21 protein-coding genes are annotated in these 17,555 nt (G+C 72.4%); 17 read left to right on the top strand and 4 right to left on the bottom strand.

The window, feature by feature from the left end:
- The first annotated feature begins 89 nt into the window (after window positions 1–89).
- The 3 genes from NQU55_RS04470 (at window position 90) to NQU55_RS04460 (ending at window position 1,646) form a co-directional block, all read left to right on the top strand.
- The gene (locus NQU55_RS04470) at window positions 90–932 is read left to right on the top strand and encodes a sulfurtransferase (RefSeq protein WP_168096106.1); all 843 of its coding nucleotides are present in this window, start codon (window positions 90–92) and stop codon (window positions 930–932) included.
- Window positions 933–977: 45 nt separating this feature from the next.
- Entirely contained in the window at window positions 978–1,265 is a 288-nt protein-coding gene (locus NQU55_RS04465) for a DUF1416 domain-containing protein (protein ID WP_058045696.1), read from the top strand.
- Window positions 1,266–1,388: 123 nt separating this feature from the next.
- A complete protein-coding gene (locus tag NQU55_RS04460) occupies window positions 1,389–1,646 on the top strand; it encodes a DUF3099 domain-containing protein (protein WP_168096107.1) in 258 nt (85 codons plus the stop codon).
- 22 nt (window positions 1,647–1,668) lie between these two features.
- On the opposite strand, the gene NQU55_RS04455 is transcribed toward NQU55_RS04460, so the two are convergent.
- A complete protein-coding gene (locus tag NQU55_RS04455; RefSeq protein WP_168096108.1) occupies window positions 1,669–2,034 on the bottom strand; it encodes a DsrE family protein in 366 nt (121 codons plus the stop codon).
- 289 nt (window positions 2,035–2,323) lie between these two features.
- On the opposite strand from NQU55_RS04455, the gene NQU55_RS04450 reads away from it, so the two are divergent.
- The 6 genes from NQU55_RS04450 to ygfZ all read left to right on the top strand — a co-directional run bounded on the left by NQU55_RS04450 (window position 2,324) and on the right by ygfZ (window position 7,654).
- On the top strand, window positions 2,324–2,920 hold the full coding sequence (locus tag NQU55_RS04450) for a heme-binding beta-barrel domain-containing protein (RefSeq protein WP_256789781.1): 597 nt from the start codon (window positions 2,324–2,326) through the stop codon (window positions 2,918–2,920).
- Between the two features lie 359 nt (window positions 2,921–3,279).
- Complete coding sequence (locus NQU55_RS04445; protein WP_168096015.1) at window positions 3,280–4,308, top strand: FecCD family ABC transporter permease; 1,029 nt, start codon at window positions 3,280–3,282, stop codon at window positions 4,306–4,308.
- Window positions 4,308–5,096, top strand: coding sequence for an ABC transporter ATP-binding protein (locus NQU55_RS04440; RefSeq protein ID WP_206330038.1), 789 nt, complete (start codon window positions 4,308–4,310; stop codon window positions 5,094–5,096). Before NQU55_RS04445 ends, NQU55_RS04440 begins: the two co-directional genes overlap by 1 nt.
- Window positions 5,097–5,122: 26 nt before the next feature.
- Window positions 5,123–6,169, top strand: a complete 1,047-nt coding sequence (locus tag NQU55_RS04435; protein ID WP_168096012.1) for an ABC transporter substrate-binding protein — start codon at window positions 5,123–5,125, stop codon at window positions 6,167–6,169.
- A 41-nt stretch (window positions 6,170–6,210) separates the two neighbouring features.
- The gene (locus NQU55_RS04430) at window positions 6,211–6,660 is read left to right on the top strand and encodes a Fur family transcriptional regulator (protein ID WP_168096013.1); all 450 of its coding nucleotides are present in this window, start codon (window positions 6,211–6,213) and stop codon (window positions 6,658–6,660) included.
- 10 nt (window positions 6,661–6,670) lie between these two features.
- Window positions 6,671–7,654, top strand: coding sequence for a CAF17-like 4Fe-4S cluster assembly/insertion protein YgfZ (gene ygfZ, locus NQU55_RS04425; protein ID WP_256789779.1), 984 nt, complete (start codon window positions 6,671–6,673; stop codon window positions 7,652–7,654).
- 45 nt (window positions 7,655–7,699) lie between these two features.
- On the opposite strand, the gene dtd is transcribed toward ygfZ, so the two are convergent.
- Window positions 7,700–8,125, bottom strand: a complete 426-nt coding sequence (gene dtd / locus NQU55_RS04420; protein ID WP_168096719.1) for a D-aminoacyl-tRNA deacylase — start codon at window positions 8,123–8,125, stop codon at window positions 7,700–7,702.
- A 152-nt stretch (window positions 8,126–8,277) separates the two neighbouring features.
- Here dtd and NQU55_RS04415 point away from each other — a divergent pair, with 152 nt between their 5' ends.
- The 7 genes from NQU55_RS04415 (at window position 8,278) to NQU55_RS04385 (ending at window position 13,320) form a co-directional block, all read left to right on the top strand.
- Window positions 8,278–8,868, top strand: a complete 591-nt coding sequence (locus NQU55_RS04415) for an RsiG family protein (protein WP_240977054.1) — start codon at window positions 8,278–8,280, stop codon at window positions 8,866–8,868.
- A gap of 147 nt (window positions 8,869–9,015) precedes the next feature.
- Window positions 9,016–10,257, top strand: a complete 1,242-nt coding sequence (locus NQU55_RS04410; RefSeq protein ID WP_256789777.1) for a GNAT family N-acetyltransferase — start codon at window positions 9,016–9,018, stop codon at window positions 10,255–10,257.
- A gap of 230 nt (window positions 10,258–10,487) precedes the next feature.
- A complete protein-coding gene (locus NQU55_RS04405; RefSeq protein ID WP_168095161.1) occupies window positions 10,488–11,081 on the top strand; it encodes an NADPH-dependent FMN reductase in 594 nt (197 codons plus the stop codon).
- Between the two features lie 269 nt (window positions 11,082–11,350).
- Window positions 11,351–11,692: a winged helix-turn-helix transcriptional regulator gene (locus tag NQU55_RS04400; protein ID WP_168095162.1), complete on the top strand. Its 342-nt coding sequence runs from the start codon at window positions 11,351–11,353 to the stop codon at window positions 11,690–11,692.
- Window positions 11,693–11,864: 172 nt separating this feature from the next.
- Window positions 11,865–12,242 (top strand): helix-turn-helix domain-containing protein, encoded by a 378-nt coding sequence (locus tag NQU55_RS04395; RefSeq protein WP_058045683.1) that lies wholly within the window; start codon window positions 11,865–11,867, stop codon window positions 12,240–12,242.
- 17 nt (window positions 12,243–12,259) lie between these two features.
- Window positions 12,260–12,859, top strand: a complete 600-nt coding sequence (locus NQU55_RS04390; RefSeq protein ID WP_168095163.1) for a hypothetical protein — start codon at window positions 12,260–12,262, stop codon at window positions 12,857–12,859.
- Between the two features lie 113 nt (window positions 12,860–12,972).
- Window positions 12,973–13,320, top strand: a complete 348-nt coding sequence (locus NQU55_RS04385) for a DUF2516 family protein (protein ID WP_168095164.1) — start codon at window positions 12,973–12,975, stop codon at window positions 13,318–13,320.
- 10 nt (window positions 13,321–13,330) lie between these two features.
- Here NQU55_RS04385 and NQU55_RS04380 read toward each other — a convergent pair whose 3' ends face one another.
- Both NQU55_RS04380 and NQU55_RS04375 read right to left on the bottom strand, forming a co-directional pair.
- Window positions 13,331–14,650: a PP2C family protein-serine/threonine phosphatase gene (locus NQU55_RS04380; RefSeq protein WP_168095165.1), complete on the bottom strand. Its 1,320-nt coding sequence runs from the start codon at window positions 14,648–14,650 to the stop codon at window positions 13,331–13,333.
- 258 nt (window positions 14,651–14,908) lie between these two features.
- Window positions 14,909–15,982 (bottom strand): C40 family peptidase, encoded by a 1,074-nt coding sequence (locus NQU55_RS04375; protein WP_168095166.1) that lies wholly within the window; start codon window positions 15,980–15,982, stop codon window positions 14,909–14,911.
- A gap of 355 nt (window positions 15,983–16,337) precedes the next feature.
- Between NQU55_RS04375 and pstS the strand changes: the two genes are divergently transcribed.
- Window positions 16,338–17,468 (top strand): phosphate ABC transporter substrate-binding protein PstS, encoded by a 1,131-nt coding sequence (pstS, locus tag NQU55_RS04370; RefSeq protein WP_256789776.1) that lies wholly within the window; start codon window positions 16,338–16,340, stop codon window positions 17,466–17,468.
- Window positions 17,469–17,555: the final 87 nt, after the last annotated feature.

Here is a 17,555-nt window from a genome sequence, read left to right as displayed (position 1 = left end):
CCCACCCGCTGCGCAGCGCCGCGCGCTCCCCTCGCCGCGCGCCCAGCAAGCGTTTGCGCACATCCGCAACTGCCCCGGAGGAGAACAGCATGAGCCGCAGTGACGTCCTGGTGGACGCCGACTGGGTACAGGCCCGCATCGACGCAGGCGACCCGAAGACCGTCATCGTGGAGGTCGACGAGGACACGTCCGCGTACGACAAGAACCACATCAAGAGCGCCGTCCGGATCGACTGGAAGAGCGACCTGCAGGACCCCGTCCGCCGTGACTTCGTGGACCAGGCCGGCTTCGAGGAGCTGCTCTCCTCGAAGGGCATCGCCAACGACGACACCGTCGTCCTCTACGGCGGCAACAACAACTGGTTCGCCGCGTACGCCTACTGGTACTTCAAGCTCTACGGCCACCAGGACGTGAAGCTCCTCGACGGCGGCCGCAAGAAGTGGGAGCTGGACTCGCGCGACCTGGTCGCCGAAGTCCCGCAGCGCCCCCGCACCGCCTACGCGGCGAAGCCCCAGGACGCCTCCATCCGCGCCTTCCGCGACGACGTCGTGGCGGCCATCGGCTCGCTCAACCTGGTCGACGTCCGCTCCCCCGACGAGTTCAGCGGCAAGCTGCTCGCCCCGGCGCACCTCCCGCAGGAGCAGTCGCAGCGCCCCGGCCACGTGCCGACCGCGCGCAACATCCCGTGGTCGAAGTCGGCCAACGACGACGGCACCTTCAAGTCCGACGAGGAGCTGACGGCGCTCTACGAGGGCGAGGGCGTGGACCTGTCGAAGGACACCATCGCCTACTGCCGGATCGGTGAGCGCTCCGCGCACACGTGGTTCGTGCTGCACGAGCTGCTCGGTCAGCAGAACGTCAGGAACTACGACGGCTCCTGGACCGAGTACGGCTCCCTGGTCGGCGTGCCGATCGAGCTCGGCGCCAACTGACACGTCTCCCCCTGCATCAGGCAACAGGCAACAGAAGGAACGCTTATGTGTGGAGCAAAGGCCGGCGGCCCCGACGCCTCGACCGCCAAGCCCGGTGAGACCACGATCCAGGGCTCGGTGACCCGTGACGGCCAGCCCGTCACCGGCTACGTGCGCCTGCTGGACGCGACCGGCGAGTTCACCGCCGAGGTGCCCACGTCCGCGACCGGGCAGTTCCGCTTCTACGCGGCGGAGGGCACGTGGACGCTGCGCGCGCTGGTGCCCGGCGCGACGGCCGACCGCAAGGTCGTGGCGCAGCAGGGCGGCCTGACCGAGGTCGCCATCGCCGTCTGACGGCGGGCACCGCGCGACGCCACCGACGGCCGGAGGGCCGCACCCCGGGGTTGGACGCCTGGGGGGTGCGGCCCTCCACGCCGTCGGCTTACTGCCGCGGGCCCACCGCCGTACCGTGGATACATGTACGCGCGGCGGCGCCATCTGTACTTCGCCATGATGGGCACCTGCCTCGGGCTGTTCGTCCTGGCCTGGGCCGTCGTGCGCCTGTGGTCCGTGCCCGCCGCGGTCGGCATGTGCCTGTTCGCCATGCTCATCCCGCCGGTGGCCGCCATCGTCGCCAACCGGCGCGGGCCCGACGACCGCTGGTGGGACGACCCTTCCGGCGACCCGAAGTCGGACGAGTGGTGGGACGAGCTCGACGGCAAGAAGCGGCACTAGCCTCCGGACCGGCCTCCGGCGCCTAGTAGACGAGCGCCTGCACGCCGTCCGCCATTGCCTCCTGGACGAAGACCTGCGCGCCGGCGATGCGCGCGCCCTCGATCAGGTCCTTCTCCTCGATGTCGCGGCGCGCCGCGCACTGCGTGCACACCGTGATCATGCCGCCGCCGAGGCGGATGCCCTCGATGAGGTCCGGCAGGGGCGCCGCGTGCGGCAGCTCGAACTCCGCCGCGCGCCCCGGCAGGGCGAACCACGACGACTCACCGGTCAGCCACAGCGACACCTCGACGCCGCTCGCGACGGCGACGGCCGCCACCGTGAACGCCTGGGAGCACCGCTCGGGCGCGTCCGCGCCCGCCGTCACCTTGATCACCAGCTTCTTGGCCATGCCAGGCACTCTAGCCCCGCGGCCGCAAGGCCGGGCGGGCACGATCCACCTCACAGCGCCGCCGGAACGGGGGCCGACTAGACTCGTGACCGGTCCGTACACCCGTGACCGGTCCGTACACCCTCACTCCCGACGAGGAGCGCGCTCGTGCTTGAGGCAGTCTTCACCACCCTGCTCGTCCTGGTCGCCGTCGGCGTTCTCGCGTTCGCCGGCCTGACCTGGAAGAAGCTGTACCAGGGCCAGCGCTGACCCGCCCCGTTGTCCGCTCTCGCACAGATCGTCTGAGCCCATGATCGAGATTCCGTCCGACCTCCACCCGGACCTCGTCCCCCTCGCCTTCCTCCTCGGTAAGTGGGAGGGTGCGGGCGTCGCCGACTTCCCGGGTGCCGAGAAGTGCAACTTCGGGCAGGAGGTCGTCTTCAGCCACGACGGCCGTGACTTCCTGGAGTACACGTCGCACAGCTGGGTGCTCGACGCCGAGGGCAAGATGGTGCGCCCGCTGGAGAGCGAGACCGGCTTCTGGCGGATCGACAAGGACCGCAAGGTCGAGATCGTCATGGTCCGCGACCAGGGCGTCGCCGAGGTCTGGTACGGCGAGCTGGCCGACCAGAAGCCGCAGATCGACCTGGCCACGGACGCGGTCGCGCGGACGGAGGCGTCGGGCCCGTACAGCGGCGGCAAGCGCCTGTACGGCTATGTCAAGGGCGACCTGATGTGGGTCGGCGAGAAGGCCACCCCCGAGGTGCCGCTGCGCCCCTACATGTCGGCACACCTGAAGAAGATCGCCGACCAGAAGAGCCTCCAGGAGTGGGCGGCAAGCCTGCCCGAGGACGCCCCCGACGGCGTCTCCTTCTACAACCCGGACGGCACGCCCTACACCGGCTGAGCCGCAGGGCCCACAACTTCACAGCGCCCCGTGGGGGAAGTCCGGTCGAATTCCGGCGCTGACCCGCAACGGTGGACGGAAGGCCCTTCGGGGCCTTTTCCGTAAGCCCGATCACCCACGGCGGCGCACGCTCCCCGCACAACTCGCCGTGGACTGCGAGGGGACCACCCGGGCACCCGCACGACCGCCTTCGCCTCGGGCCGCTCCTCCGTACGTAGGGACGCGGCCCGAGGCGAAGGCGTACCCACCCCGTGTCAACAGATCTCCCGGCCGTCTGCCCCAAGGGCTCGAAGGAGCCCGGGCCCGGGCCCGCGCCCGCGCCCGGCGCACCGCCGGGCCCCGCCGCCCCGCCCCGGCGGCTGCCGCTGCCCCCGCTGCTGGCCGGCCTGGCCGCGGCCCTGCTGCTCTCGGTGCTCTGCGGCACCGGCCTCGGCGCCGCGGGCGTCACCTGGGGCGAGACGCTGCGCTTCCTGCGGGCGGGGCTCACCGGCGGGAGCATCTCCCCCGGCGAGGTCTCGGCCTACACCATCGTGTGGGAGCTGCGCTTCCCGCGCGCCCTGCTGGCCGCGGTCGTCGGCGCGGGCCTGTCCGCCGTCGGCGTGGCCGTGCAGGCCATGGTCCGCAACGCCCTCGCCGACCCCTTCGTGCTGGGCATCTCCTCGGGCGCCGCGATCGGCGCCAACGCCGTGCTGCTCTTCGGCGCGCTGGGCGCGCTGGGCGTGTGGGCGCTGTCCGGGGCGGCGTTCGTCTCGGCGCTCGCCGCGATGGTGCTGGTCTACCTGGCGGCCCGCACCCCGCAGGGCCTCACGCCGCTGCGACTGGTCCTCACCGGTTCGGCGATGTACTACGGGTTCTCCGCCGTCACCACCCTGATGATCTTCAGTGCGGACCGCGGCGAGGCCTCCCGCTCGGCCATGATGTGGCTGCTCGGCAGCCTGGGCGGCGCCACCTGGGCGTCCGTGCCGATCGCGGCGGCCGTCGTGCTGGCCGGGATCGGCGCCCTGCTGTGGACGGCGCGCAGCCTGAACGCCCTGGCCATGGGCGACGAGACGGCGGCCGCGCTGGGCGTGGACCCCGACCGGCTGCGGCGCGGACTGTTCGTCCTGGCGGCGGCCGTCACCGGCGCCGTGGTGGCCGTCAGCGGCGCGATCGGCTTCGTCGGCCTGATGGTCCCGCACGTGACCCGCATGCTCGTGGGCGCCGACCACCGCCGCGTCCTGGCCGTCGCCCCGCTGCTGGGCGCCGTGCTGCTGGTGTGGGTGGACATCGCCTCCCGGCTGCTGCTCGCGCCCGTGGAGCTGCCCGTCGGCGTCATCACCGCCCTCATCGGCGTGCCCTGCTTCGTCCTGCTGATGCGGCGCCGCCGCTACACCTTCGGGGGTGCCTGATGCGGGTCGACATCGAGGACCTGTCGATCGAGGTCGCGGGCGCCCGGCTGGTGTCGGACGTCGCGCTGCGCGCCGGGAGCGGGCAGTTCGTGGGGCTCGTGGGCCCCAACGGCAGCGGCAAGTCGACGCTGCTGCGCTGCGCCTACCGGGCGCTGCGGCCCGCCAGGGGCACCGTCCGCCTCGACGGCGACGACTTCCACGCCCTCGGCGCCCGCGAGGGGGCGCGCAGGCTGGCGGCGCTGCCGCAGGAGTCGGCGAGCGAGTTCGACTTCACCGTGGCCGAGGTCGTCGCGATGGGCCGCCTGCCGCACCAGAGCTCCGCCGGCCGGGTCACGGCCCGCGACACCGAGGTGTGCGCGGCGGCGCTGGAGCGCGTGGGCGCGGGCCACCTGGCCGGCCGGAGCTTCCCGACGCTGTCCGGCGGCGAGAAGCAGCGCGTCCTGATCGCCCGCGCCCTGGCCCAGGAGCCGGAGGTGCTGGTCCTGGACGAGCCCACCAACCACCTGGACATCGCCCAGCAGCTGGAGGTGCTGGCGCTCGTGCGCGACGCGGGCCCGACCGTCCTGGCCGCACTGCACGACCTCGACCTGGCCGCCGCGCACTGCGACGTGCTCTACGTGATCCGGGGCGGCCGCATCGTCGCCTCCGGGCCGCCGGACGAGGTGCTGACCGCCGGGCTGCTCGCCGACGTCTTCGGCGTCCGGGCGCACCGCGTGCCGCACCCCGAGACCGGCGCGATCCGCCTGATCTTCGACCGCCTGCCCGCTCCCCGCCCGCCCGCTCCGTGACTCCGCACCCCCGTAAGGACGCCCCCATGGCCGCCCGTACCGCCCGCAGCGCCCGCACCGCGCTCGCCCTCCTGTCCGCCCTCGCCCTGGCCACCGGCTGCGGGGCGAAGGTCATCCACGGCGGCGACGCGCCGAAGGACGAAGGTGCCGCGGGCGCCTCCGGCCGCCACCCCGTGACCGTCGAGAACTGCGGGGTGAGGACGACGTACGACAAGGTGCCGCAGCGCGTGGTCACCAACGACGTCGGCATCGCCGAGATCATGTTCGCGCTGGGCCTGGAGGACCGCATGGCCGGCTACGTGGCCCCGGACTACCGCGCCGACCGCGAGTCGGTGCCGTGGAAGGACGGCTACGAGAAGGTGAAGTGGCTGTCCAAGAAGGAGATCACCAAGGAGCTCGTCCTGGACGCGAAGGCCGACATGGTCTTCGCCGGCTGGAACTACGGCTTCAACGAGGGCAACGGCTTCACCCCGGAGGCCCTGAAGAAGCTCGGCGTCGGCTCGTACGTGCTCACCGAGTCCTGCCGCAACGGCGGCGCGGGCAAGGCGCGCGGCGTGATGCCGCCCCTGGAGGCCCTCTACACGGACCTCACCACGCTCGGGAAGATCTTCGGGGTGGAGGACCGGGCGGCGAAGCTCGTCACGGACTTCAAGAAGAAGGTCGCCGACGCCCAGGCGACCGTGCCGCGGGACGGCAAGCGGCCCACGGTCTTCCTCTACGACGACGGCCGCGACAAGGCCATCACCTCCGGCGCCTTCGCCGGCCCGCACGACATCATCACCAAGGCCGGCGGCGACCACGTGATGAAGGACCTCAAGGACAGCTGGCCCAGCGTCGGCTGGGAGACCGTCGTCGAGCGCAACCCCGACGTCATCGTCATCAACAACTACGGCGACGTGACCGCCGAGCAGAAGAAGGAGTTCCTCAAGTCCTACCCGCCGCTCGCGGACGTCTCCGCCGTCAAGAACGACCGGATTTTCGTCCTCGACTACGTCGACCTCGTCGAGAGCCCCCGCAACCCGGCGGCCATCGCCGCCCTCGCCCGCTACCTGAAGGAGGTCCGGGAGGCGTGACGAGGGGGGCCGGAAGGGCCGGTGCTGCCTAGACTGGGAGGGTGGTGGACACCGACTGGCAGAGCAACCTCCGTAGGCGCGGGTACCGGCTGACGCCGCAGCGCCAGCTCGTCCTGGAGGCGGTCGACCGGCTGGAGCACGCGACACCGGACGACATCCTCACCGAGGTCCGGCGCACCGCGGGCGGCGTGAACATCTCCACCGTCTACCGGACCCTGGAGCTGCTGGAGGAGCTGGGCCTGGTCAGCCACGCCCACCTCGGGCACGGCGCCCCCACCTACCACCTCGCCGACCGGCACCACCACATACACCTCGTCTGCCGGGACTGCACGGAGGTCATCGAGGCCGACCTCTCGGTGGCCGCCGCCTTCACGGAGAAGCTGCGCGCGGACTTCGGCTTCGAGACGGACATGAAGCACTTCGCGATCTTCGGCCGGTGCGCGGACTGCTCCGCCGGGCTCTCCTCGGAGGAGCCTCCGGCCGCGCCGTAGGCTTGGCCGCATGCCGCGTGAATCGAATGCCAGCCCGCTGCTGTCACTGCCCGGCGCCGTCGCCGCCGAGGCCCCGGACGAGGGCGTCGCCGCGCACTACGGCGACCTCTTCCGCGAACAGCGCGCGCTCGCCGGCGGGACCGGATTCGTCGACCTCTCGCACCGCGGGGTCATCACCGTCACCGGGCCCGACCGGCTGAGCTGGCTGCACCTCCTGCTCACCCAGCACGTCAGCGCGCTCCCGCCCGGCGAGGCCACCGAGGCGCTCGTGCTCTCCGCCAACGGGCACATCGAGCACGCCCTGTCCCTCGTGGACGACGGCGAGACCACCTGGGCCCACGTCGAGCCCGGCACCCAGGACGCGCTCCTCGCGTACCTGGAGAGCATGAAGTTCTTCTACCAGGTCGAGGTCGCCGACCGTACGGACGACTTCGCCGTGGTGCACCTGCCCGCGGGTTCGATCGCGGAAGCACCCGAGGGAGTGCAGGCGCGCGAGACGGCGCACGGCCGGGAGCTCTTCCTGCCGCGCGCGACGCTGGAGACCTTCGCGGCGGCGCACGGCCCCGCCGCCGGCGTCCTCGCCTACGAGGCGCTCCGCGTGGAGGCGCACCGCCCGCGGCTCGGCCTGGAGACCGACCACCGCACGATCCCGCACGAGCTCGGCCTGATCGGCGTCGCCGTCCACCTGCAGAAGGGCTGCTACCGCGGCCAGGAGACGGTCGCGCGCGTCCACAACCTGGGGAAGCCGCCGCGCCGCCTCGTCTTCCTGCACCTCGACGGCAGCGAGGTCTCCCTGCCCCCGCACGGGGCCCCCGTGCGGCTCGCCTCGGACGGCCCCGAGGGCCGCCAGCTGGGCTTCGTGACGACGTCGGCCCGCCACCACGAGCTGGGCCCGATCGCCCTGGCCCTGGTCAAGCGGAACGTCGCGGTGGACGCGCCGCTGCTGGTGGGCGAGAAGACGGCGGCGTCCCAGGAGACCGTGGTCGAGCCGTAACGCCGCCCGGCCCCGCCGGAGGCGACCGGCGGGGCGGGACCCGCCTCAGACCTCGACCAGGACCGTGAACGGGCCGTTGTTCGTCAGCGAGACCTTCATGTCCGCGCCGAAGCGGCCCGTCTCCACCTGCGCCCCCAGCGCCCGCAGCCGGGCGACGACCTCGTCCACCAGGGGCTCCGCGACCGGACCCGGCGCGGCCGCGTTCCACGTGGGGCGCCGCCCCTTCCGGGCGTCACCGTAGAGAGTGAACTGGGAGATCACGAGCAGCGGCGCCCCCACGTCCGAACACGACTTCTCGTCCTCGAGGATCCGTACGGACCACAGCTTGCGGGCGAGCTGCTCCGCCTTCTGCGGGGTGTCGTCGTGCGTCACTCCGACAAGGACGCACAACCCCTGTCCGATGATCTCCCCGACGGTCTCGCCGTCCACGACGACCCGCGCTCCGTCCACCCTCTGCACCACTGCACGCATACGGACCATGATGCCCTGCGTCCATCCAGGTCCGTTCGGGTGCGGAGACCCTGCGCCCGGACCTCACCCAGTGGCACGATGCGTGCAGGCGGTGCCTTGTGCGGGCAAACGTGATGCGGTCGCACACCGCCCGAGGGGAACGGAAGACGCGCATGACCACACCCATTGAGGACGGCCCCATGCTCAAGGCAGCCGACAGCCTGCAGCCCCGGCCGCCGAGCCAGCGCTCCGGCCGGCAGGCGGACGCCCCCGGCCGCGGCCTCGGTGAGCTGAGCCTGGTGGAGCTGCGCGCCCGGCGCGGGGACGCCCGGCGGGACGAGGCCGACCTCAGCTACGTGCGGCGGCTGCTCCAGGGCCGCGTCGACATCCTCCGGGCCGAGCTGGCCCGCCGCTCCTCCCCGGGCGCCCCGGTCATGGCCCGCCTGGTCGTGGACCGGCTGTCGGAGATCCTCGCGGACGGCCCCTCGGACCACCGCTCGTCCGCCCGCCACGTGACGGTGGGCACGCCGCACAGCGAGGAGTTCCGGCGGCTGGCCGAGGACATGCTGTCGGAGGTCGAGCTGTCGGACCTGGGCGCGCGTACGGACGCCGAGCTGCACGAGGCGATGGGCCGCCTGGCGTCGTACGAACGGCAGGTGTCGGTGCGGCGCCAGCTGCTGCAGCGGACGGCGGACGACTGCAGTGCCGAAATCGCCCGCAGGTACCGTGAAGGGGAAGCACAAGTGGACGACCTCCTCGCATGACGCACCGACGCGGCGACGCTCGAGCGCGCTGACGCACGAGCGCGCTGACGTCCTGACTCACAGGCGCACCGGGGCCGGTCCGCAGCCCGCTCGGGCCGGGAGAAATCCGCGTGCGAGCGCCGCGGGCGGGCCCCTAGCGTCGCGGCCATGAGCCTCGACATCCGTACGATCACCGACGCCGACCTGCCGGACTGGGCCCGGGCCCGCCGCACCGGCTACCTCCTCCCGCCCTCCGTGAGCAAGACCGAGCTCGCCTTCCGCCGCGAGCTCATGGACCTCGAACGCACCCAGGGCGCGTTCGACGACGGCCGCTGCGTGGCCACCTACCGCAGCTTCACGCAGCGGCTCAGCGTCCCCGGCGGCGCCTCGGTGACCGCGAACGCCGTCAGCAACGTGAGCGTCTCGGCCACGCACCGCCGCCGCGGGCTGCTCAGCCGCATGACGGACCGCGACCTGCGGGAGGCCAAGGAGCGCGGCGACGCCGCGGCGACGCTGATCGCCGCCGAGTACCCGATCTACGGCCGCTTCGGCTTCGGCCCCGCCGCCCGGGTCACGGAGTGGGAGGTGGACGTGGCCCGCACCGGCCTGGACCCGCGCCACTCGGGCCCCGGGGACGGCGGCCGGGTCGACTACGTGGACGCCGCCGAGGTCCGCGAGCACGGGCCCGCGCTGTACGAGCGGGTACGGGCCGTGCGGCACGGCCTCGTCGACCGTCCGGACGTGTGGTGGCGGCGCAACACCGGCGCGCTCCCGGTGGACGACGGCCCGTGGGCCGAGCCGTTCTTCGTGCTCCACCGGTCGGCGGAGGGCAGCGTCGACGGGCTCCTTGTCTTCACGTCCGACGACCGGTGGGAGGCCAAGCTGCCGCACCAGACGGCGACCGTCCTGGACCTCGTCGCGGTCACCCCCGCCGCCGAGCGCGCCCTGTGGCTGTTCCTGCTGTCGGCCGACTGGATCACCCGCGTCCGCACCGGCCACCGCGCGCCGGACGACATCCTGCCGCTGCTGCTGCCGGACCCGCGGGCCGCGCGCGTGGTCACGCACGCCGACTTCCTGTGGGTGCGCCCCCTGGATGTACCGGAGTTGCTGCGGGCGCGCACGTACCCCGTCGCCGGATCACTCGTCATCGACGTCACCGACCGCTCCGGACTGGCCGGCGGGCGCTTCCTGCTGGAGGCCGGCCCCGGCGGCGCCTCCTGCGCCCCCACGCGCCGCCCGGCCGATCTCACCCTGTCCGTCGCGGAGTTGGGGAGCCTCCTGCTCGGCGACGAGTCGGCCGTACGGCTCGCGGCGCTGGGCCGCGTGGACGAGGAGACCCCGGGCACCCTGGCCCGCGCGGACGCTCTGCTGCGCACGGGGCGGCGGCCGTGGTGCGCCGACGTGTTCTGATCCGGTGGCGGCGCGCGGGCGGCTCTCAGGCGGCTCTCAGGCGGCTCTCAGGCGGCTCTCGGGCGGCTCTCGGGCGGCGGAAAAAGTGACATTCAATTTCGCCACTTTCCCCGGCAAACCACCCAGGCCGTCCCACCACCCTTGACCTCAACCGGACTTGAGATTCCAGACTTCTGGTCAACGGCTCACGGGCCGCCACTCACCCGCCCCGTCTCCCAGAAGGGCCCATCGTGTCCGAGAGCACCTTCCGACTCGCCGTCATCGTCGGCTCCACCCGCGACGGGCGCTTCGGCCCCACCGTCGCCAAGTGGTTCGCCGAGCAGGCCGCCCGGCACGGTGACATCGAGGTCGACCTGGTCGACCTCGCCCTCCACCCCCTGCCGATGCGCCTCAGCCCCGAGCCCACCGCCGAGGACGCCGCCGCGCTCGCCGAGGTGACGCCGCGCCTGGAGCAGGCCGACGCGTTCGTCGTCCTGACGCCCGAGTACAACCACAGCTACCCGGCGTCCCTGAAGAACCTCATCGACTGGCACTACACCCAGTGGCAGGCCAAGCCGGTCGGCTTCGTCTCGTACGGCGGCCTCTCCGGCGGCCTGCGCGCGGTCGAGCACCTGCGCCCGGTCTTCACCGAGCTGCACGCGGTCACCATCCGCGAGCAGGTCAGCTTCCACAACCCCTGGGGCAAGTTCGACGACGACGGCCGCCACCTGGACGCGGAGGCCGGCGAGCAGGCCGCCGGCGCGGCCAAGGTCATGATCGACCAGCTGACCTGGTGGGCCCTGTCGCTGCGGGAGGCGCGCGCCGCCCGCCCCTACGGCGCCTGACCGGACCCCCGGTCCGCCGGTCCCCCCGGCCGGACCCGTCCACGCGGCGCACACGAACTCCTGCCCCCGGCCCTACCCCCGTTGGGGCCGGTGGCAGGCACATCGTGCCGAGCGGGCAACGCCTCATCACCCTCCTCCGACCGAGTGCCCGTCAGATACCCCCGGATGGGGTTGATTTGGCGAACTGTGCCGGGCGGGCCGCCGCATAGGCTGGTAAGGGGTCGGCCGCACTCGGTCCGGCGTCCCGTGAGCCGGCCAGGGGAGGACTCGTGAAGCAACTTCCGTACCAGTGCGGGATCGACGCCGCCATCGACGTCGTCGACGGCAAGTGGAAGGTCCTGATCCTCTGGGCGCTGGACGAACGCGCGCGCCGCTTCGGCGAGACCAGGCGGCTGCTGCCGGGCATCAGCGAGAAGGTGCTGGCCCAGCAGCTCCGCGAGCTGGAGGCCGACGGCATCGTCCACCGCGAGGTCTACGACCAGGTGCCCCCGAAGGTCGAGTACTCCCTCACGGAGCAGGGCCGGTCCCTGAACGCCGCCCTGGCCCCCCTGGGCGCCTGGGGCAAGGAGCGCCTGGCCCGCCTCGCGGCGGAAGAGGCCCCGGCGGCGTGACCGCGGCGTCGGCGACCGCCTTCCGGTCCGCCGGCGTCGTGGTGGTCGTGAACGGCAACCCGGTGTCCGCCATGGCCTTCACCGTCACCCTGGACCGCTGCCCCCCCCGCCGCTCCCAAACTTTTGCAAGCACTTGCTTGCAAAAGTTAGCAGCGTGGGGCAGCCTGGGCGCATGGCATCACTCAACGTCGGCAATCTCGGCGAGTACCTGCGCGAGCAGCGGCGCAACGCGCAGCTCACCTTGCGGCAGCTCGCCGATGCCGCCGGAGTGTCCAACCCGTATCTCAGCCAGATCGAGCGCGGCCTGCGCAAGCCGAGCGCCGAGATCCTGCAGCAGCTCGCCAAGGCGCTGCGGATCTCCGCCGAGACCTTGTACGTGCAGGCCGGGATCCTCGACGAGCGGGACCGGGACGAGGCGGAGGTCCGCAGTGTGATCCTCGCCGACCCCTCGATCAACGAGCAGCAGAAGCAGGTGCTGCTCCAGATCTACGAGTCCTTCCGCAAGGAGAACGGGCTCGCGACGGACGACGCCAGCAAACCCTCCAGCTGATCCGGGAGACCAACGCCATGGCCATCACCACGCAGGACATCCGCAACGCGGCGACCGACACGGCCTACGCCGCCGCGGGTGCCGCGGACCTCACCGCGGAGAAGCTCGGGCAGCTGATCACCGAGGCGCCCGAGCGCATCGAGCAGCTGAAGAAGACCGACCCCAAGGCGGTGCAGGAGCGGGTCGCGCGGCAGGCCAAGGAGGCCCAGGCCACGCTGACCGCGAAGTTCACCGAGATCGTCGGCTCGCTCGACAGCGACGTGAAGAACCTGGGGCAGACCGCGCAGGACCTGGCGCTCAAGGGCGTCGGGCAGGCCGTCGGGTACGCGGCGGCGGCCGGCGAGCAGTTCGAGAAGCTGGCCGAGCGCGGCCGTACGGCCGTGAAGCAGTGGCGCGGCGATGTCGCCGACGAGTTCCAGGACATCGCCGTGGCCATCGAGCCGGAGGCGGGGACGAAGACGGAGACGGCCGGGCCGGAGGCCGGGAAGACCGCCGAGGACAAGGCGGCCGCCGACGCCGACGCCTCGGAGGACGCCGGGGACAAGCCCGCCGCCCGCAAGGCCCCGGCCAAGAAGACGGCCGCCGCGAAGAAGGCCGACGCCAAGACCGGCGAGTAACCGGCTCACGGCAGCGTGCCGCGTACGGTCCGGGCACATTTCGCGTGCCCGGACCGTTCTCCGGGTACGGTGGCGGTCAGGACGGACCGAACGAGACGGGCAAGGTGAGCGACGTGCTTCTGCAAGCCTTCGGCGAAGTCATGTACTGGGTGTCGATCGGCCTGCTCGTGTTCAGCCTGTTCGCGTTCGTCAACGCCGCCGTGCACCGCGAGGACGCCTATCGCGCCGCGGACAAGCAGTCCAAGGCGTTCTGGCTGATCATCCTCGGCGTCGCCGTCGCCGTGAACCTCTTCATGGGGATCATGAGCTTTCTGCCGGTCCTCGGCCTGATCGCCACGATCGTCTACATCGTGGACGTCCGGCCGGCGCTCAAGCAGGTCTCGGGCGGCCGCGGCCCGCGCCGCCGCGGCGGCGGCTCCAGCTCGGACGGCCCCTACGGGCCGTACAACGGCCGCCGCTGACGCCCGGCGCCTACGTCCGTACCGGCGGCACGGCCGCCCGCCCCGCGGGCCAGTGGGGCCGGTCGCCCTCCGCGGGAGCCCGGCCGCCCCGGTCGAGCAGCAGCACCGCGAGGTCGTCGGTCAGCTCCCCGCCGTTGAGGTCCTGCACCTCGGCGACCGCCGCGTCCAGGAGCTCCTGGCCGCGCAGCCCTTCCGCGAGCCGGCGGCCGATCAGTTCGATCATGCCCTCCTGGCCCAGGCGCCGCGTCCCGGCCCCGACCCGGCCCTCGATCAGGCCGTCGGTGTACATCAGCAGGCTCCAGAGGCCACCGAGTTCGACCTGGCGGCGCGGCCAGCGGGCGCGCCGGAGCAGGCCGAGCGCCGGGCCGCCGTCCTCCTGCGGCAGCAGGTGCGGGGCCGCGCCGGGGCGTACGAGCAGCGGGGCGGGGTGGCCGGCGAGGCTGAGGCCCGCCCGGCGCCCGTCCGCCGATATGTCGACGGTGCACAGCGTCGCGAAGGTCTCGTCGTCCGCGCGCTCGTGCTCCAGGACCTGCTGGAGGGTGGCGAGGAGCTCGTCGCCGCAGAGCCCGGCGAAGGTCAGCGCACGCCAGGCGATGCGCAGTTCGACGCCGAGGGCGGCCTCGTCGGGGCCGTGGCCGCTGACGTCGCCGATCATCGCGTGGACGGTGCCGTCGGGCGTGCGGACCATGTCGTAGAAGTCGCCGCCGAGCAGGGCGCGGCTGCGGCCGGGCCGGTAGCGGGCGGCGAAGCGCAGGCCGGAGCCGGCGAGCAGCGGGGTGGGCAGCAGACCGCGTTCGAGACGGGCGTTCTCCTGGGCGCGCAGCCGGGACTCGGTGAGCTGCCGCTGGGCGAGGTCGGCGCGCTTGCGCTCGACGGCGTAGCGAATGGCCCGGCTGAGGACGCGCCCGTCGAGCTCGTCGCGGGAGAGGTAGTCCTGGGCGCCGACGCGTACGGCCTCGGCGGCCCGGTCGGTGTCCGCCTCGGCGGTCAGGGCGAGCACGGCGTGGTGCGGGGCGAGCTCCAGCACCTGGCGCAGGGTGTCCAGCTCGTCGGGGCGGCCGGGCCCGCCGCCCGGGGTGCCCGCGGCCGCGCCGGCGTCCGCCAGGTCGAGGAGGATGCAGTGGACGTCGTCGGTGAGGAGCCGCTCGGCCTCGGTGAGGTTGCGGGCGGTGCGGATGCGGACCGGCTTGCCCTCGGCCCCCGACATCTCGGTGATGTCCGGCATCGACAGCGGCCCGGCGGGGTCGCCTTCGATCACCAGGAGGTTCAGCCCGGCGTCGGGTGCCGGTGCGGCAGCCTGCTCCGGGGCCCTCGGCGCGGGTACGGACATGGTCACGGTTTCCTTCCTCCTCCGGCGACCGCCGGAGGTGCCTCCGCCCCCCTGAAGGCATGGCACCCCGCCGACCGGCGGGTGCCGAACGCGACCATAGCGGCAGGGCACTGTCCAACGGAATGGAGCGGAGCCACTCGCCGCTGTCATATGCCCCAGCCAGGGCGGCTTTTGGTGCGTGCGGGGAGGAACCCGCGATGACATACATCACCCCGGCGGGGGGCGCTCCGCGCGACGCGCGTCACACCCGGGCGGGCGCTATCCGGGCCGTACGACCCCCAGCACCGGCATCGACCCCGCTCCCGCCATCGTGACCTGCCGGCCGGGCCGCGGCGCGTGCACGATCGCGCCGTCGCCCACGTACACGCCCACGTGGCTCGCGTCGGCGAAGTAGATGATCAGGTCGCCCGGCCGCATGTCCTTGAGGCCGATCTTCGGCAGCTGCCGCCACTGGTCCTGCGAGGTGCGCGGGATCACCCGGCCGGCGGCCGCCCACGCCTTGAGCGTCAGCCCGGAGCAGTCGTACGTGTCCGGGCCCTCGGCGCCCCACACGTAGTTCTTGCCGATCTGGGCCGCGGCGAAGTCGACCGCGCGCCTGCCCTCGGCCGTCGCCGCGCCCGAGCCCTTGAGGGCGGCGCCCTTGACCGCGTCCGAGGCGAGCCACTTCTGCTGGGACTGGCGCGCCCGCTCCTCCTCCAGCTGCCGCAGCCGTTCCTTCTCCTTCTCCTCCAGCTTCGACTCCAGCTCCTTGGCGGCCGCGAGCTTCGCCTCGACCTGCTTCTTCGCTCCCTCCTTCTTGCGGCGCTCGCCGTCGAGGGTCTTCCAGCGCTCGCCGGCGGCCTTGGCGTAGCCGTCGAGGGTCCTCTGGACCGCGGCGACCTCGGTGATCAGCCCGCGCGTGGCGGCCTGCCCCTTGTGCGTGAGGGCCACGCCGTCGAAGAAGCTCTCCGGGGAGCCGGAGAGCAGGAGGCGGGCCTGGGGCGGGAGGGTGCCGTCGCGGTACTGGGCGCGGGCCAGGGAGCCGGCCTGGTTCTTGAGGCGGTTCATCCGCTCCTGGGCCTCGGCCGCGGACTTCGCGATCTCGGTGATCGACTTCTCCTGGCGGCGCTGGGCCTCGTCGGCCGCGTTGTAGGCGTCGGTGGCGGCCTCGGCCTGCCGGTAGAGGCCCTCGACCTCCTTGTGGACGTCCTCCAGGGTGCGCGGCGGCTTCGGTGCCGCAGAGGCCGTGCCGGGCATGGTGACCACCACCCCGGCCACGGCCAGTACGCATATCAATGCGGTCACCGAGATCACGCGCTTGCCTCCGCAGCCCTCGTCCCTGCCGCCCGCCATGCTCCCAGTGTTCGCCGTGCCCGCACTCCAGCCGTTCCGCCCCACAGGCCACCTCCGCGGCTACCGCCCCCACGTCTGACATACCGTCACGCGAGGAAGGGATGCTGCCATGACCTCCCGTAAACCGACAGAGATCTGCATCACACTCGCGAAGATCGGCGGAATGGGGCCGCTCCAAGATCTCGTCGAGGGCCACCACCCTGACGGGTGAGGTTCACCCTCCGTTCACTCCGCCCCATCGACCGCTTCACCTGATCTGCCTAATTTCGCCAATAGAGGGTGCGGGCAGAACCGCCCGCACCGGTCACCTCTCGCACGCCGTCCCCGCGGCGGCTCCCGGAAGGAACACCCGAAAGTGAAGCTTCAGCGCAAGAACCGGCTCCGCGCCGTCGCTCTCGGCGCCATCGCCGTCTCCGGTGCCCTGGTCCTCACGGCGTGCGGCTCCGACGACAACAGCGGTGGTGGTTCCACCGGCGGCGGCTCCACCAAGGCCGCGGGCAACATCAAGTGCGAGGGCAAGGGCCAGCTCCTGGCCTCGGGCTCGTCCGCGCAGAAGAACGCCATGGACCTGTGGGTGAAGAACTTCACGGCGGCCTGCAAGGACATCCAGATCAACTACAAGCCCACCGGTTCGGGCGCGGGCATCCAGGAGTTCCTGCAGGGCAAGACCGCCTTCGCGGGCTCCGACTCGGCGCTCAAGCCGGAGGAGGTCACCAAGTCCAAGGAGGTCGTCAAGGGCGGCCAGGGCATCAACCTGCCCCTGCTCGGCGGCCCGATCGCGATCGGCTACAAGGTGCCCGGCGTGGACAACCTGGTCCTGGACGCCGACACCCTCGCCAAGATCTTCGACTCGAAGATCGAGAAGTGGAACGACGAGGCGATCAAGAAGCTCAACCCGGACGCCAAGCTCCCGGACCTCAAGATCCAGGCGTTCCACCGCTCCGACGAGTCGGGCACCACGGACAACTTCACCAAGTACCTCAAGGCCGCCGCCGACAAGTCGTGGCCGTACGAGGCCGGCAAGGCCTGGAAGGCCAAGGGCGGCCAGGCGGCCGACGGCTCCGCCGGTGTCTCCTCGCAGGTCAAGCAGACCGACGGGGCGATCTCCTACTTCGAGCTGTCCTACGCCACGGCCAACTCGATCAAGACGGTGAAGCTCAACACCGGCGCGTCCGCCCCCGTCGAGGCCACCTCCGACAACGCCTCCAAGGCCATCGCCGAGGCGAAGATCACCGGCACCGGCAAGGACCTCGCCCTCAAGCTCAACTACACCACCAAGGCCGAGGGCGCCTACCCGATCACCCTGGTCACGTACGAGATCGTCGGCGACAAGGGCAACAAGGCGGAGACCCTCCCCGCGGTCAAGTCCTTCCTGACCTACATCGCGAGCGAGGACGGCCAGTCGGTCCTGAAGGACATGGGCTACGCCCCGCTGCCCGCCGAGATCGCCACCAAGGTCCGCGAGACGGTCGCGAGCCTCTCCTGACCCGCGTGTGACCGGGTTCCGCCGCCGGAACCCGGTCACGCCATCCGGTGCACCGCCGCACCAGGGCCGCGTCCCCCGCCGGGAAGC

The sequence above is a fragment of the Streptomyces telluris genome (assembly GCF_024519335.1).
GTDB lineage: Bacteria > Actinomycetota > Actinomycetes > Streptomycetales > Streptomycetaceae > Streptomyces > Streptomyces telluris.
The sequence above is the reverse complement of the archived record's forward strand: the minus strand, read 5'-3'. Positions and strand labels throughout refer to the sequence as shown.

Coding starts and splice junctions, on each gene's coding strand:
- NQU55_RS04380 (WP_168095165.1), bottom strand. CDS start 14,650: ATGTCCGTACCCGCGCCGAGGGCCCCGGAGCAGGCTGCCGCACCGGCA.
- NQU55_RS04390 (WP_168095163.1), top strand. CDS start 12,260: ATGGCCATCACCACGCAGGACATCCGCAACGCGGCGACCGACACGGCC.
- NQU55_RS04415 (WP_240977054.1), top strand. CDS start 8,278: ATGACCACACCCATTGAGGACGGCCCCATGCTCAAGGCAGCCGACAGC.
- NQU55_RS04460 (WP_168096107.1), top strand. CDS start 1,389: ATGTACGCGCGGCGGCGCCATCTGTACTTCGCCATGATGGGCACCTGC.
- NQU55_RS04455 (WP_168096108.1), bottom strand. CDS start 2,034: ATGGCCAAGAAGCTGGTGATCAAGGTGACGGCGGGCGCGGACGCGCCC.
- NQU55_RS04470 (WP_168096106.1), top strand. CDS start 90: ATGAGCCGCAGTGACGTCCTGGTGGACGCCGACTGGGTACAGGCCCGC.
- NQU55_RS04435 (WP_168096012.1), top strand. CDS start 5,123: ATGGCCGCCCGTACCGCCCGCAGCGCCCGCACCGCGCTCGCCCTCCTG.
- dtd (WP_168096719.1), bottom strand. CDS start 8,125: ATGCGTGCAGTGGTGCAGAGGGTGGACGGAGCGCGGGTCGTCGTGGAC.
- NQU55_RS04465 (WP_058045696.1), top strand. CDS start 978: ATGTGTGGAGCAAAGGCCGGCGGCCCCGACGCCTCGACCGCCAAGCCC.
- NQU55_RS04395 (WP_058045683.1), top strand. CDS start 11,865: ATGGCATCACTCAACGTCGGCAATCTCGGCGAGTACCTGCGCGAGCAG.
- ygfZ (WP_256789779.1), top strand. CDS start 6,671: ATGCCGCGTGAATCGAATGCCAGCCCGCTGCTGTCACTGCCCGGCGCC.
- NQU55_RS04450 (WP_256789781.1), top strand. CDS start 2,324: ATGATCGAGATTCCGTCCGACCTCCACCCGGACCTCGTCCCCCTCGCC.
- NQU55_RS04440 (WP_206330038.1), top strand. CDS start 4,308: ATGCGGGTCGACATCGAGGACCTGTCGATCGAGGTCGCGGGCGCCCGG.
- NQU55_RS04410 (WP_256789777.1), top strand. CDS start 9,016: ATGAGCCTCGACATCCGTACGATCACCGACGCCGACCTGCCGGACTGG.
- NQU55_RS04375 (WP_168095166.1), bottom strand. CDS start 15,982: ATGGCGGGCGGCAGGGACGAGGGCTGCGGAGGCAAGCGCGTGATCTCG.